The sequence below is a fragment of the Pelotalea chapellei genome, from assembly GCF_018531195.1.
Classification (GTDB): Bacteria; Desulfobacterota; Desulfuromonadia; order Geobacterales; family Pseudopelobacteraceae; genus Pelotalea; species Pelotalea chapellei.
Genome location: NZ_JAHDYS010000001.1, coordinates 369,049 through 380,864, shown reverse-complemented (window position 1 = coordinate 380,864; position 11,816 = coordinate 369,049). Strand labels below are relative to the sequence as shown.

At 52.5% G+C, this 11,816-nt stretch carries 11 protein-coding genes and 2 tRNA genes; 4 read left to right on the top strand and 9 right to left on the bottom strand.

Going from position 1 to position 11,816, the window contains the following annotated elements:
- Positions 1-26: 26 nt before the first annotated feature.
- The gene (gene ovoA / locus KJB30_RS01750; RefSeq protein ID WP_214296193.1) at positions 27-2,135 is read left to right on the top strand and encodes a 5-histidylcysteine sulfoxide synthase; all 2,109 of its coding nucleotides are present in this window, start codon (positions 27-29) and stop codon (positions 2,133-2,135) included.
- Between the two features lie 127 nt (positions 2,136-2,262).
- Here the strand turns inward: ovoA and KJB30_RS01745 are convergent.
- Positions 2,263-2,349: transfer RNA gene (locus KJB30_RS01745), tRNA-Leu, on the bottom strand.
- Positions 2,350-2,472: 123 nt separating this feature from the next.
- Here KJB30_RS01745 and KJB30_RS01740 point away from each other — a divergent pair.
- Positions 2,473-2,548, top strand: a tRNA-Ala gene (locus tag KJB30_RS01740).
- A gap of 77 nt (positions 2,549-2,625) precedes the next feature.
- Positions 2,626-3,117: a tRNA adenosine(34) deaminase TadA gene (gene tadA / locus KJB30_RS01735; RefSeq protein WP_214296192.1), complete on the top strand. Its 492-nt coding sequence runs from the start codon at positions 2,626-2,628 to the stop codon at positions 3,115-3,117.
- Here the strand turns inward: tadA and fdhD are convergent.
- Complete coding sequence (gene fdhD / locus KJB30_RS01730) at positions 3,104-4,468, bottom strand: formate dehydrogenase accessory sulfurtransferase FdhD (protein WP_214296191.1); 1,365 nt, start codon at positions 4,466-4,468, stop codon at positions 3,104-3,106. The two genes, tadA and fdhD, sit on opposite strands and share 14 nt — an antisense overlap.
- A 254-nt stretch (positions 4,469-4,722) precedes the next feature.
- Here fdhD and KJB30_RS01725 point away from each other — a divergent pair, with 254 nt between their 5' ends.
- Positions 4,723-5,328, top strand: a complete 606-nt coding sequence (locus KJB30_RS01725; RefSeq protein ID WP_214296190.1) for a hypothetical protein — start codon at positions 4,723-4,725, stop codon at positions 5,326-5,328.
- Positions 5,329-5,399: 71 nt separating this feature from the next.
- On the opposite strand, the gene KJB30_RS01720 is transcribed toward KJB30_RS01725, so the two are convergent.
- From KJB30_RS01720 to glmM, 7 genes are all read right to left on the bottom strand, one after another.
- Entirely contained in the window at positions 5,400-6,614 is a 1,215-nt protein-coding gene (locus KJB30_RS01720; RefSeq protein ID WP_214296189.1) for an aspartate kinase, read from the bottom strand.
- 89 nt (positions 6,615-6,703) lie between these two features.
- On the bottom strand, positions 6,704-7,180 hold the full coding sequence (gene tsaE, locus KJB30_RS01715) for a tRNA (adenosine(37)-N6)-threonylcarbamoyltransferase complex ATPase subunit type 1 TsaE (RefSeq protein ID WP_214296188.1): 477 nt from the start codon (positions 7,178-7,180) through the stop codon (positions 6,704-6,706).
- Positions 7,180-7,629, bottom strand: a complete 450-nt coding sequence (locus KJB30_RS01710) for a CBS domain-containing protein (protein ID WP_214296187.1) — start codon at positions 7,627-7,629, stop codon at positions 7,180-7,182. The genes tsaE and KJB30_RS01710 overlap by 1 nt, the downstream gene beginning before the upstream one ends.
- Before the next feature lie 90 nt (positions 7,630-7,719).
- Positions 7,720-9,273: an NAD(P)H-hydrate dehydratase gene (locus KJB30_RS01705; protein WP_214296186.1), complete on the bottom strand. Its 1,554-nt coding sequence runs from the start codon at positions 9,271-9,273 to the stop codon at positions 7,720-7,722.
- Entirely contained in the window at positions 9,270-9,650 is a 381-nt protein-coding gene (locus KJB30_RS01700) for a holo-[acyl-carrier-protein] synthase (RefSeq protein WP_214296185.1), read from the bottom strand. Before KJB30_RS01700 ends, KJB30_RS01705 begins: the two co-directional genes overlap by 4 nt.
- Positions 9,647-10,366, bottom strand: a complete 720-nt coding sequence (locus KJB30_RS01695; protein ID WP_214296184.1) for a pyridoxine 5'-phosphate synthase — start codon at positions 10,364-10,366, stop codon at positions 9,647-9,649. The genes KJB30_RS01700 and KJB30_RS01695 overlap by 4 nt, the downstream gene beginning before the upstream one ends.
- A gap of 65 nt (positions 10,367-10,431) precedes the next feature.
- The gene (gene glmM, locus KJB30_RS01690; RefSeq protein ID WP_214296183.1) at positions 10,432-11,790 is read right to left on the bottom strand and encodes a phosphoglucosamine mutase; all 1,359 of its coding nucleotides are present in this window, start codon (positions 11,788-11,790) and stop codon (positions 10,432-10,434) included.
- Positions 11,791-11,816 lie beyond the last annotated feature (26 nt).

The window sequence follows — 11,816 nt, the reverse complement described above, 5'->3', positions numbered from 1 at the left end:
GACTACATGGTTTAGGGGGCGATGTCATGAACCTGAAAAATACCCGCACCATCATCCTGAATAGCGGCGATCCGGAAGCAAAGCGCCAGGAGATCCTCGATTACTTTCACGCTACCTATGATATCGATGAAAAACTCTACGAGACTCTCAGGTACGATGAAACTTTTTATCTGCGCCCCGACAGGCTGCGCCATCCGCTGATTTTTTACTTCGGCCACACCGCCACCTTTTTCATCAACAAGCTGACCATCGGCCGGGTTATCGACCGGCGCATCAATTCCGCGTATGAATCGATGTTTGCCGTGGGGGTGGATGAGATGTCCTGGGACGATCTGGACGAACGCCACTACAACTGGCCGACCCGCCGGCAGGTCAAGGAGTACCGCGATCAGGTGCGTGAGCTGATGGACGGGCTCATTCGCACCCTGCCGCTGACTCTGCCCATTACCTGGGACTCCCCCTGGTGGGGCATCATGATGGGTATCGAGCACGAGCGCATTCACCTGGAAACATCCTCGGTGCTGATCCGTCAGTTGCCCATAGATCAGGTGCAGCAGCTGCCCTTCTGGGATATCTGCAATCAGACGGGTGAGCCGCCGGCCAATGAGCTTGTAACGGTGCCGAAGGGGAGGGTGGTGCTGGGCAAGTCCAGGGAGCATGCCCTCTACGGCTGGGACAATGAGTTCGGAACACATGAGGCGGATGTTGCTGACTTCAAGGCATCAAGGTACCTGGTTTCCAACCGTGAGTTCCTGGAGTTCGTTGAGGCCGGCTGCTACCGTGACCGCCAATGGTGGACCGAAGAGGGCTGGAACTGGCGCGAGTTCAAGCAGGCTGACCATCCCCTGTTCTGGATCAAGGATGGGGATTCATGGCGGCTGCGTACGATGGCTGCGGAGATTCCGCTCCCCTGGAACTGGCCGGTGGAGGTCAATTACCTGGAGGCCAAGGCATTCTGTAACTGGAAAACAGCCCAAACCGGACAGCAGATCCGCCTGCCGAGCGAGGATGAATGGAACCGCCTGCGGGACCTGTGCGAGATACCCGATCAACCCTGGTGGTCTACGGCGCCGGGCAACATCAATCTGGAACAGTGGTGTTCCTCCTGTCCTGTCGACATCTTCAAAACCGGAGATTTCTTTGATGTGCTGGGCAATGTCTGGCAGTGGACCGAGACCCCCATCTATCCCTTCCCCGGTTTCGAGATCCATCCCTGGTATGACGATTTTTCCACTCCTACGTTCGACGGTAAGCACAACCTGATCAAGGGGGGCTCCTGGATCTCCACCGGCAACGAGGCCACGCGGGATTCGCGCTACGCTTTCCGCCGCCACTTCTTCCAGCATGCCGGTTTCCGCTATGTGGAGAGCAGCGTACCGGTAACAATCCACGACGACCGTTACGAGAGCGATGTCCTGGCGGCCCAGTATTGCGACGCCCATTACGGTCCTGAGCACTTCGGCGTGCCTAATTTTGCTGTGGCCTGCGCCGATATCTGCATGGCAGCCATGGCGGGACGAAAAAAAGGACATGCTCTCGATCTTGGCTGTGCCGTGGGGCGGGCATCTTTCGAACTGGCCAAGGGTGGTTTTGAGCGGGTGACTGGACTGGATTTCTCGACCCGCTTTTTCCGGCTGGCAGCCCACATGCAGGAAGAGGGGCACCTGCGCTACCTCTTGCCAGAGGAGGGGGAGATCGTCTCGTTTCATCAGATTGAGCTCAAGGAGCTGGGGCTGGACAGGGTCCGCGGACAGGTGGATTTCTCCCAGGCCGACGCCTGCAATCTGCCGGAGAAGTTCACCGGCTACGATCTGGTGCTGGCCGCTAATCTCATCGATCGGCTTTACTCGCCGCGCGCGTTTCTTTCCACAATTCATGGGCGTATGAATCCAGGGGGGCTGCTGGTGATCACCTCGCCCTATACCTGGCTGGAGGAGTTTACCAAGAAGGAAGAATGGATGGGGGGATACCGCGAAGCGGGCGAGCCGGTGTGGACTCTGGATGGATTGAAGGAGGCGCTTGCCCCCCATTTCCGCATGCTGGGCGAACCGCGCGATGTTCCTTTTGTGATCCGTGAAACACGCAGGAAATTTCAGCATACGATAGCCGAGCTGACAGTATGGGAGTTGAGATGACGTGCGACGAGGGCTGGTTCTCAGAAGAACTTGAGTGGATTGCAAACTAAGGTGGGATGATGCTTCGGAGCGAAAAAAAAGAGCCCTGGATGTCAGGACTCTTTCAGACTGCTGAATAAGTTTTAAATGGTGCCGGAGGCCGGGGTCGAACCGGCACGGGGTCACCCCCGCTGGATTTTGAGTCCAGTGCGTCTACCAATTTCACCACTCCGGCAACGAGTTTTGTAATATACTGCATAACTGTCAGAACCGTCAAGAACAAAGCCAACCATGAGCTGCATTTTTTAAAAACATGTTGACACTTAATCGATGATTTGATAAAAGATTATTTCCTTTTGGGGGTGTAGCTCAGCTGGGAGAGCGCTTGAATGGCATTCAAGAGGTCGACAGTTCGATCCTGTTCACCTCCACCAAAGATAACAGGGGTTAGCTAAAAGCTAACCCCTTTTTTCATGCCTTTTTTACGTAATTTGCTGCAGAAAGTGAAGCTATGTCTGAGAAGACTCATGAGTATTGGATGGGCCGGGCTATTTCCGAAGCGGGTAAAGCTCAGGCTAAGAACGAAGTTCCCATTGGGTGCGTTATTGTCCGTGCCGGGAAAATTGTCGCCAGCGGTCATAACTTGCGAGAAACCACACAAGATCCGTCGGCCCATGCTGAATTGATCGCCATCAGGAAAGCCGCCAGGAAACTGGGTTCCTGGCGGCTTTTGGAAACTACCCTCTATGTAACCCTGGAACCATGCATCATGTGCATGGGCGCTATCATTCTCTCCCGCATTCCCACCGTAGTCTTTGGCTGCTATGACCCCAAGGGGGGGGCAGTTGGTTCCCTTTTCGATCTCTCCGACGATTGCCGTCTAAATCACAGTGTGCAAGTGGTTTCACGCATTATGGAAGCAGAATGTTCGGCCTTGCTGAGTGATTTCTTCGCTGACCTGCGCAAGCGCAAACGCAGTGAACGTTTGGCTATGATTCCTTGATTGCCTCGTATTCTTCAGGTGTGTTCACATTGCGGAAGGATTCTTCCGCCCCGGCAATGCATTGATAGCTTTCCCAAGGCACTTGTGTGGCGCCGACTTTATCAAGCAGATCCAGAATGCACTTGTCATCTTGTTCGATCATCTGCTGGAGCAAAGCAAGGATTGATCGGTCGTAAAGAGCATGGAGTGGTTCGCGCAGTCCTTCCCGGTTTAGTGGAACCACTGCCGCGCTTTCATGTGGCACAGTGCAGAGCAGTCTGATCAGCTCTGGATTAAGGAGAGGCATGTCACAGGCAACGACGAAGATACGATCTGTCGGGCTTGCGGCCAACCCTGCATGGAGACCTGCGATCGAGCCTGCACCGGGGTAACTGTCAGCTACCGTGCGGCAAGGCAGGAAAGCAAATTCTTCAGGGGTATTGGTGACAAGAAGCACCTCTTTGAAGAGTTTGTTCATAACGTGATAGACCTTTTCAATCAGAGTGCAGTCATCGATTTTGAGAAGAGCCTTATTTGAACCCATTCTGCGCGAGGCACCGCCAGCCAGGATTACACCGGTAATGCCTGTGATCCTGGTGCTGCCCTGGTGCTGGTCGATCATTTCCGGATGGCTGTAGATGGAAAATTTACCGCCGCGAACATAGCCCACCAGGCAGATACCGCTCTGTTCGCACAGCTTGATGGCCATGTCAGTCGGAGAAGTACGCGAGGCGATCAGTCGAATTCCAAGCAGATGGGCTTTGGCTACCATTTCTGTTGATACTCTGCCTGAGGTCACCAGCATGGTTTCACTCAGGTCGATACTTTTGAAGAGTGCTTCGCCGGCAATGCGATCTAGGGTATTGTGCCGTCCCAGGTCTTCTGAGTAGAGCACCAGGCTGCCATCTCTTCCGACAGCAGCCGAATGTATGCCACCGTGGGTGCGATAGTTGTCGGCGCGTTTGGCAAGCTCATCCATCAAGGCGAAAATATGGTCCGGAGCAAACCTGCTTCCGTATGATCCGTCTTGAGATGAAGGAAGTGCGATTGTGTCGGGCATACTGAAGGAAATGCCGGTGCCGCAGCCGGAAGTCAGCACGGGCTTGAGTCGCTCCGGCAGTTCTCCCTTGATTTGAACGTTGGCAGCACCAAAATCTTCACATACGCTGAACATCTTGAAATCAGAAAGTGACTTTACAAAACCTTGCAGACGCAGGAAGCCTGCCACGAGAAAACGCAGGTCATGGGGCGAGCCGATCAGTGTAGCGATCTCTCGGCCGTTTACAATCAACTGCAAAGGAAATTCCTGTACGACATTGCCGAGGTGCGGTTCCAGCTTTCCGTGGTTCCAGGTAAAAAAAGTTTGCTTCATTACTTGTCTCCTTGTCAGCTACTTTAGTATAATCAGGAACAAGCTTTCAACCGCTAAACACATTGCCTGAGTTGCGAGAGGCAATACCTTATCTGGGTCAAATTTGTAGGTGTAAAAACAAATTTTATTTAATAGTAAGTTTGAAGTTATTGAATGCAGAGGAGATTTAATAGGTAGGCCATGTAATGTGTTCTGGCATCAAATCTGCTATGTTCTGTTTACTATTCAAAACAGGACACGAAAGGAGTTTTGCAATGGAAAAGAAGTTACTGTTGATGATGATTGCTGCAGCACTTGCGGTGCCTGTGTCGGCATTGGCCGAAGTGAGTGTTAATGTCAATGTCGGCGTTCCGGGTGCGGTTGTCGTTCCGGCGCCTTTGCCTCGGCCGAGGGTCATGGTGCCGGCACCGCCAAGCATACGCTTTGAGGCCCCTCCCCTTTTTCTTGCCCCTCCACAACTCGGTTTTTACCTAGGTGTGGATGTTCCATATGATATTTTCTTTTCAGGAGATAACTATTATCTCTATTACGGAAACTCTTGGTATCGTTCAGATTTTTATAACGGCCCCTGGATCGTGACCGAACGCCGGCATCTGCCGCCGGGATTGCGCAAACACAGAGTGGAATATATCCGCTCCTACAAGGATAGGGAGTATCGTGCCTATGACAGGCAGCGTGACCATTATCGCGGTCGTCACTTCAGGCCTGAGCATGTTCGGGGTGAGCATGGCGAGCAGAGACGTGGCAGGGAGGACTGGAAGGAAGAACGCAAGCATGAAAAGCGGGAAATGAAGGAAGAGCGTCGGCGCGAAAAGGAAGAATGGAAAGAGGAGCGCAGAGGTCATGGAAGACGCGACTGACCAGTGCTGCTGATGTGAAATAAAAAAAGCCCCGCCGAATTTCGGTGGGGCTTTTTTATATTAAAAGTGTATCAGCACTGCATGCCAAAAGTCTCATGCAGCACGCGTACTGCCAGTTCGGTATACTTTTCGTCGATAATAACGGAGATTTTTATCTCCGAGGTAGAAATCATCTGGATGTTGATGCCGTTTGATGCGAGGGCACTGAACATTTTTGTTGCAACACCAGCGTGGCTGCGCATGCCGAGACCAACAATAGAAACTTTGCTGATGTTCTCATCGGAAACTACCTGCTTGGCCTGGATTTCCCTGGCTACTTCATTAGTAATCAGCAGCGACTGTTTGAGATCTGCCTTGGTTACGGTGAAGGTAAAGTCAGTCATGCTATCATGGCCGACATTCTGCACAATCATATCAACTGATATGTTGGCATCCGAAAGTGCGGTCAGAATTTTGGCAGCAATACCCGGTTTATCGGGTACCCCCATCACTGCAATCTTGGCTTCGTTCTTGTCGTAGGCGACTCCTGAAACGAGAATTCCTTCCATTTCTTTATCCTCCCTGGTAACCATCGTACCGGTATTTTCATTTAGGCTGGAGCGGACATGGATGTCCACGTTGTATTTTTTGGCAAATTCAACGGAACGGATCTGGAGAACTTTGGCACCCAGGCTGGCAAGTTCGAGCATCTCGTCATAGGAGACTTTCTCCATCTTGCGGGCTTCCTTGCAGACGTTGGGATCGGTGGTGTAGACGCCGTCGACATCGGTGTAGATCTCGCATACATCTGCCTTAAGCGCAGCCGCGATGGCTACTGCCGAGGTGTCTGATCCGCCGCGGCCAAGGGTGGTAATATTTCCTTCCGAGTCTATGCCCTGGAAACCGGCGACAATGACTATGGTTCCGGCTTTCAGATCAGCCCGAATTCTGGCGTCATCAATGCTTTCGATACGGGCTTTGGTGGCAGTACCGTCGGTAATAATTGGCACCTGCCAACCCTGGTATGATTTAGCCTTGTATCCGAGAGATTTGAGGTACATTGAAAGCAGACCGGTGGTTACCTGCTCGCCGGTAGCCACAACAACGTCATATTCACGGCCATCGGGAATTTCACTCATTTCATTTGCAAGAGCAACGAGTTTGTTGGTTTCGCCGGACATGGCTGATACGACAACGATAAGGTCGTTACCGGCGTCATAAGTCTTGATGATCCGTTTGGCAACATTTTTCATGCGGTCTGTTGTTCCGACCGATGTACCGCCATATTTTTGAACTACAAGTGCCATACTGCTCTCCTTCGCAATTGGTAGTAACAGCGGAAATAGTATCTGGATTCGGGTGTATAGCAGATAACCTGCTGTCAGGTCAAATTATTTTAAGCTTCCATATCTTCCAGCTGTTTTAGTACAGCTTCCGAACTGAACCCGAAAGATTCAAGGGTTATTGTGCGTTGATTAGCTGCCGCATTTTCAAAGGTGACAGAAAGATGATCCGCAGGCAGGAGCTGCCCCAACCGTTCCGGCCACTCTACAATACAGATGCCGTTGCCATGGAAATAATCTTCGAAACCGAGTTCAGCAATCTCATCTTCACTTGTCAGACGGTAGAAATCAAAATGATAGACGGGGGGAAGACCGGGATATTCATTCATGATGGCAAAAGTGGGACTGGCCACCATGTTTGCGCTGGCGGGGGCAGCCCCTTCCACAACTCCGCGCGTAAAACATGTCTTGCCCCCTCCTAATTCTCCTCTCAGAGCCAGCATGGCCCCGGGCTCCAGAAGTGCTCCAAGGCGTTTGCCAAGTCTTTCGGTATCAAGAGGAGAGGAGGATGTGAGGGAGAATCTGCTCATTACTGAATGACACTGCGAATAACATCGATGCGGGCTACTATCCCGACAACTTTCCCGTTGGAAACCACCGGCAGAGCATGCAGCTTGCGGTCACTCATCAGGTCGGCAGCATTGCTGACCGAGTCTGATGGAGAGACAGTTACAACGTCGGAGGCGCAGATTTCCCCAACCGTTTGTGCTGTCATTTTTTGAAGCTCCCGCTCCAGTGTACGTTCTCCTTCTATCGGGATGACCCAATCAAAAAGAGATATGACTGTAGGTATGTGCAGATTCTTTCCCTGTTCGATCAGGTCGGAAGCCGTTACGATCCCGGTTAGATTACCCTCGGCATCCACAACCGGCAGACTGCCGAAGTTGCGGTTTTCAAAAATCTCGGCCAATTCCCGCACGGTTGTTTCCCGCCTTACTGTTACAACATCTTTAGTCATTATATCCGCTACGATCTGCATGGTTTCTCCTTAGTGTGCTATCAATTCACTTATTATCAAGCGGGCAGCTTTTTAAAACTCGGGTGACTCGAGTATGTAATTTCCTGATCGTCATCGGTTGCTGCTCATCAGTCTCTTGCAGGCATAGGGAAGTTTTTCCTGAACGTCAGTCGCATTGATTCCGATCTCGCCCTTGTCTCCAGCAACCATGTCTGCAGCATAGCCATGGATGAAAACACCGATTCTGCAAGCATCCCAGGCACTGTAACCCTGGCCGAGCAGAGAGACAAGGATGCCGGTCAGAATGTCACCCATGCCGCCGGAAGCCATGCCCGGGTTTCCACTGCTGTTGATGGCTGCCACTCCTGATGGGGATGCAATGATGGTGCGGGCTCCCTTGAGGATCAGGTACACGGAGTAATCAGATGCGAATTCCTGAGCCACTGCTATGCGCTCTGCTTCTACATCCGGTATGCCGACGCCGAGCAGGCGGCTCATCTCTCCCGGATGGGGGGTAAGGATTACGCTTTCAGATTTTTTTCGTTTCAGCACGGAAACATCTTCAGATAACGCATTCAGGCCATCTGCATCGATGACTAGAGGGGCTGTAATAATCTCGATCAATGTCTGTATCAGGGAAACCGTGTCAGGGCGGCGATCAAGGCCGGGACCCACTGCGATGGCATCTTTACCGGCGAGTAATTTCTCAATTGCGGGGAATGCACTGCTGGTCAGGTGCCCGGTTCCTGAATCATGCAAAGCCACGGTCATGGCCTCGGTAGTCTTGACTTCAAGAACAGCATTCAGGCTTTCAGGCACACCGAGCGTGACCAGTCCGGAGCCGGTTCGTACGGCACTGTTTGCACAGAGGGCGGCAGCGCCGGTTTTACCGGTGGACCCGGCAATAATAAGGCAGTGTCCGAAATCACCTTTGTGTGCGGTCCGGTTTCGCGGGCGCAGCATCGAACCGATGGAGTCGCTGGTAAGCAGTTCATATCCCGGAGCCACATCCATAAGAGATGCGGGGATGCCGATGTCGGCAACGATCAGCTTGCCGGTATGCTCGGCGCCGGGATACAACATGTGCCCCAACTTGGCAAATGCGAAGGTTACGGTAGTGTCTGCATGGACAGCATCTCCCAGCACTCTCCCGGTTGTGCCATGAATTCCCGAAGGAATATCCACAGCTAATACCGGCTTTGAGGAGGCATTAATCAGCCTGACGGCTTCAAGATAAACGCCGGTAAGATCGTTTCGCACTCCGGTTCCGAAAAGGGCGTCCACAATAACGTCAGCCTGGAATATGTCATTTTTGAGGGCGGAAAGCTGACCTTCGCAAGGACAGAAGTTGCTCATGCCCGCCGGCAGCTTATCCAGGTTTGCGGCGGCATCGCCGGAAATCTGCTCCCGCTCGGCCAGGATATAGACGCTTACATTCCATCCCGTCTCGCTGAGCAGACGGGCAATCACATAACCGTCACCACCATTGTTTCCCTTACCCGCTATGACTACAGCTTTGTTGCCTGCGGTTGTCCCATAGTTTGCTATCAGGATGTCCGCACAGCACCGGCCAGCGTTTTCCATCAGTTGCAGTCCGGGAATCTTGTGTTCAACGATCGCCTGCCGGTCCAGGTTCTGCATGGTTTGTGCGGTGACAATTTTCATCCAGCCTCCAGAACAACCATCGCAATAGCGTGACCGCCGTCGTGTGAGATAGAAAGAAACGCAGTTCCCAGCTTCCTCGTGAGAAAAATCTCCTCTGTTTTTCCTGAAAGATGCAACTCCGGTTTGCCCAGATGATCGTTTATGACTTCCATATCCAACCAGGAAATACCATCTCGCAACCCTGTACCCAGGGCCTTTACAAAAGCTTCCTTGGCTGCGAAGCGTCCGGCGAGACAGGTGGCTTTTTCTTTCCTGGCACTGCACACAGATAGCTCTCGCATGGTGAACAGGCGCTGTAACAAAGCGGTGTTGTTGGTGTCAACGAAACGCTGAAAACGCTCTACGGCAACGATATCAGTGCCAATACCGGCAATCATGCGTATTTGATCAGTTCAACCATGTCTCTGACAGCTCGGTCCATTCCGACCATCATGGCCCTGGCCATAATGGAATGACCGATGTTGTACTCTTCTATTCCGCCCAGCGCAGCGAGGGGTTTAATGTTGAAATAGTTGAGTCCATGGCCCGCATTGACACCCATGCCTACTTTGCGAGCCAGTTTGATGCCTGCATCAATGTCACCTAGGAGTCTTTCCCGAGTTTTCCAGTCTGCAGCTTCAGCGTAAGCACCGGTATGAATCTCGATATAATCGGCCCCGGTTCTGTTTGCTGCCTTTATCTGCTCCTGATCAGGATCAACGAAGAGGCTGACGACAATGTCGCCGTCCCGCAGCCGCTTGACCGCCTCGGTGATGGGTTTGAGATTGAGAATGACATCCAGACCACCTTCGGTTGTCAGCTCCTGGCGCTTTTCAGGAACCAGGGTCACCTGTTCCGGCTTTGTTTTAAGGGCGATGCGGATCATCTCCTGGGTGGCGGCCATCTCCAGATTCAGTTTTGTCTTAATCGTTCTTCGCAGGATATCCAGGTCGCGGTCCTGAATATGACGGCGGTCTTCCCGCAGATGGATAGTGATTCCCTCGGCGCCGGCCATTTCACCTATCGCTGCCGCCGTAACCGGATCAGGTTCAATGCCTCCGCGGGCCTGGCGTACGGTGGCTACATGATCTACATTTAATCCAAGTTTTGCCATTACAGTTCCAACCTTTCACAAAAGACTGTTTTCCGAGTCTCCCGGTTCCTGGTACTTAGCAGCAGTTACTTTTCCCCGATATGCCGTTTGACAATGTCGCAGATTTCATTAGCCCAGGCGGTGATCTCATAGGTGTCTTTGCCTTCCAGCATGACGCGCAGGAGAGGTTCTGTGCCGGAGTAGCGGATCAGGACACGTCCCTCGTTGGCAAGTTTGGCTTCAACATCATGAATCTTGGCTGCCACTTCGGGAATGTTCATGATGTCCTGCCGCTCCCGCACCCGTGTATTGACCAGGACCTGCGGGAGGGGGATCATTACCTGGGCCAGTTCGGAAAGCGGCTTTTGCTCCCGACGCATGACCGCCAGCAGTTGCAGCGCGGAGAGGATGCCGTCACCTGTGGTGTTGTGATCAAGAAAGATCATGTGGCCGGACTGCTCTCCACCCAGGTTGTACCCTTGCTTGCGCATCTCTTCGACCACATAACGGTCACCCACGCCGGTCTTGACAATCTTGCCCCCTGCTTTCCTGATGGCAATATCAAGCCCCATGTTGCTCATTACTGTGGTCACAAGGGTTTTCTTGTTGAGGATTTTCCGCTTGAGCATATCTGTGGCGCAGATTGCCATGATGTGATCGCCATCCACTTCATTGCCGAATTCATCACAGACTATTACCCGGTCAGCATCGCCATCCAATGCAATGCCGATATCTGCCCGGTGCTCCTTGACCGCTTCACTGATGACCTCGGGATGAAGTGAGCCGCAACCGGCATTGATATTGGTGCCGTTGGGTTTTACCCCCATGGGGATGACTTCTGCGCCCAACTCTTCGAATACCGCCGGAGCAACCTTGTAGGCTGCGCCATTGGCGCAGTCCAGCACGATTTTCATCCCGGAAAGGTCCATCTCCTGTGGGAAAGTGTTTTTGAGGAAAACGATATAACGCCCCGCAGCATCGTCAATGCGGAATGCCTTGCCCACCTCGGTGGCAGTAGGCCGGAGAGAATCGATATGATTGGTCTCGATCAGCTTCTCTATCTTCAGTTCGATTTCATCGGGAAGTTTGAAGCCATCGGCTGAGAAAAATTTTATGCCATTATCCTGAAAAGCATTGTGGGAAGCCGAAATAACAACGCCTGCATCAGCACGCATGGATGAGGTGATGTTGGCAATGCCCGGTGTCGGGAGGGGGCCGACGATCAGCACATCCACACCCATGGAGCAGATGCCGGCTACCAGGGCATTTTCAAGCATATAACCGGACAGGCGGGTGTCCTTTCCGATGACGATACGGTGGCGTCGCTTGCTGGAACTTTTGAAAATGTAGGCGGCAGCTCTGCCGAGTTGCATCGCCATTTCAGTAGTCATTGGGTAGACGTTTGCGACACCTCGCACGCCGTCGGTTCCAAACAGTGCTTTCATTGATCCTCCTTCAGTAGGCCGTCCAT

Excerpts from the sequence above, each read along its gene's own strand:
- tsaE (WP_214296188.1), bottom strand. The coding sequence starts at position 7,180 with ATGAGCAGATTCTCCCTCACATCCTCCTCTCCTCTTGATACCGAAAGA.
- tadA (WP_214296192.1), top strand. The coding sequence starts at position 2,626 with ATGTCTGAGAAGACTCATGAGTATTGGATGGGCCGGGCTATTTCCGAA.
- glmM (WP_214296183.1), bottom strand. The coding sequence starts at position 11,790 with ATGAAAGCACTGTTTGGAACCGACGGCGTGCGAGGTGTCGCAAACGTC.
- KJB30_RS01700 (WP_214296185.1), bottom strand. The coding sequence starts at position 9,650 with ATGATTGCCGGTATTGGCACTGATATCGTTGCCGTAGAGCGTTTTCAG.
- KJB30_RS01695 (WP_214296184.1), bottom strand. The coding sequence starts at position 10,366 with ATGGCAAAACTTGGATTAAATGTAGATCATGTAGCCACCGTACGCCAG.
- KJB30_RS01720 (WP_214296189.1), bottom strand. The coding sequence starts at position 6,614 with ATGGCACTTGTAGTTCAAAAATATGGCGGTACATCGGTCGGAACAACA.
- fdhD (WP_214296191.1), bottom strand. The coding sequence starts at position 4,468 with ATGAAGCAAACTTTTTTTACCTGGAACCACGGAAAGCTGGAACCGCAC.
- KJB30_RS01705 (WP_214296186.1), bottom strand. The coding sequence starts at position 9,273 with ATGAAAATTGTCACCGCACAAACCATGCAGAACCTGGACCGGCAGGCG.
- ovoA (WP_214296193.1), top strand. The coding sequence starts at position 27 with ATGAACCTGAAAAATACCCGCACCATCATCCTGAATAGCGGCGATCCG.
- KJB30_RS01725 (WP_214296190.1), top strand. The coding sequence starts at position 4,723 with ATGGAAAAGAAGTTACTGTTGATGATGATTGCTGCAGCACTTGCGGTG.
- KJB30_RS01710 (WP_214296187.1), bottom strand. The coding sequence starts at position 7,629 with ATGCAGATCGTAGCGGATATAATGACTAAAGATGTTGTAACAGTAAGG.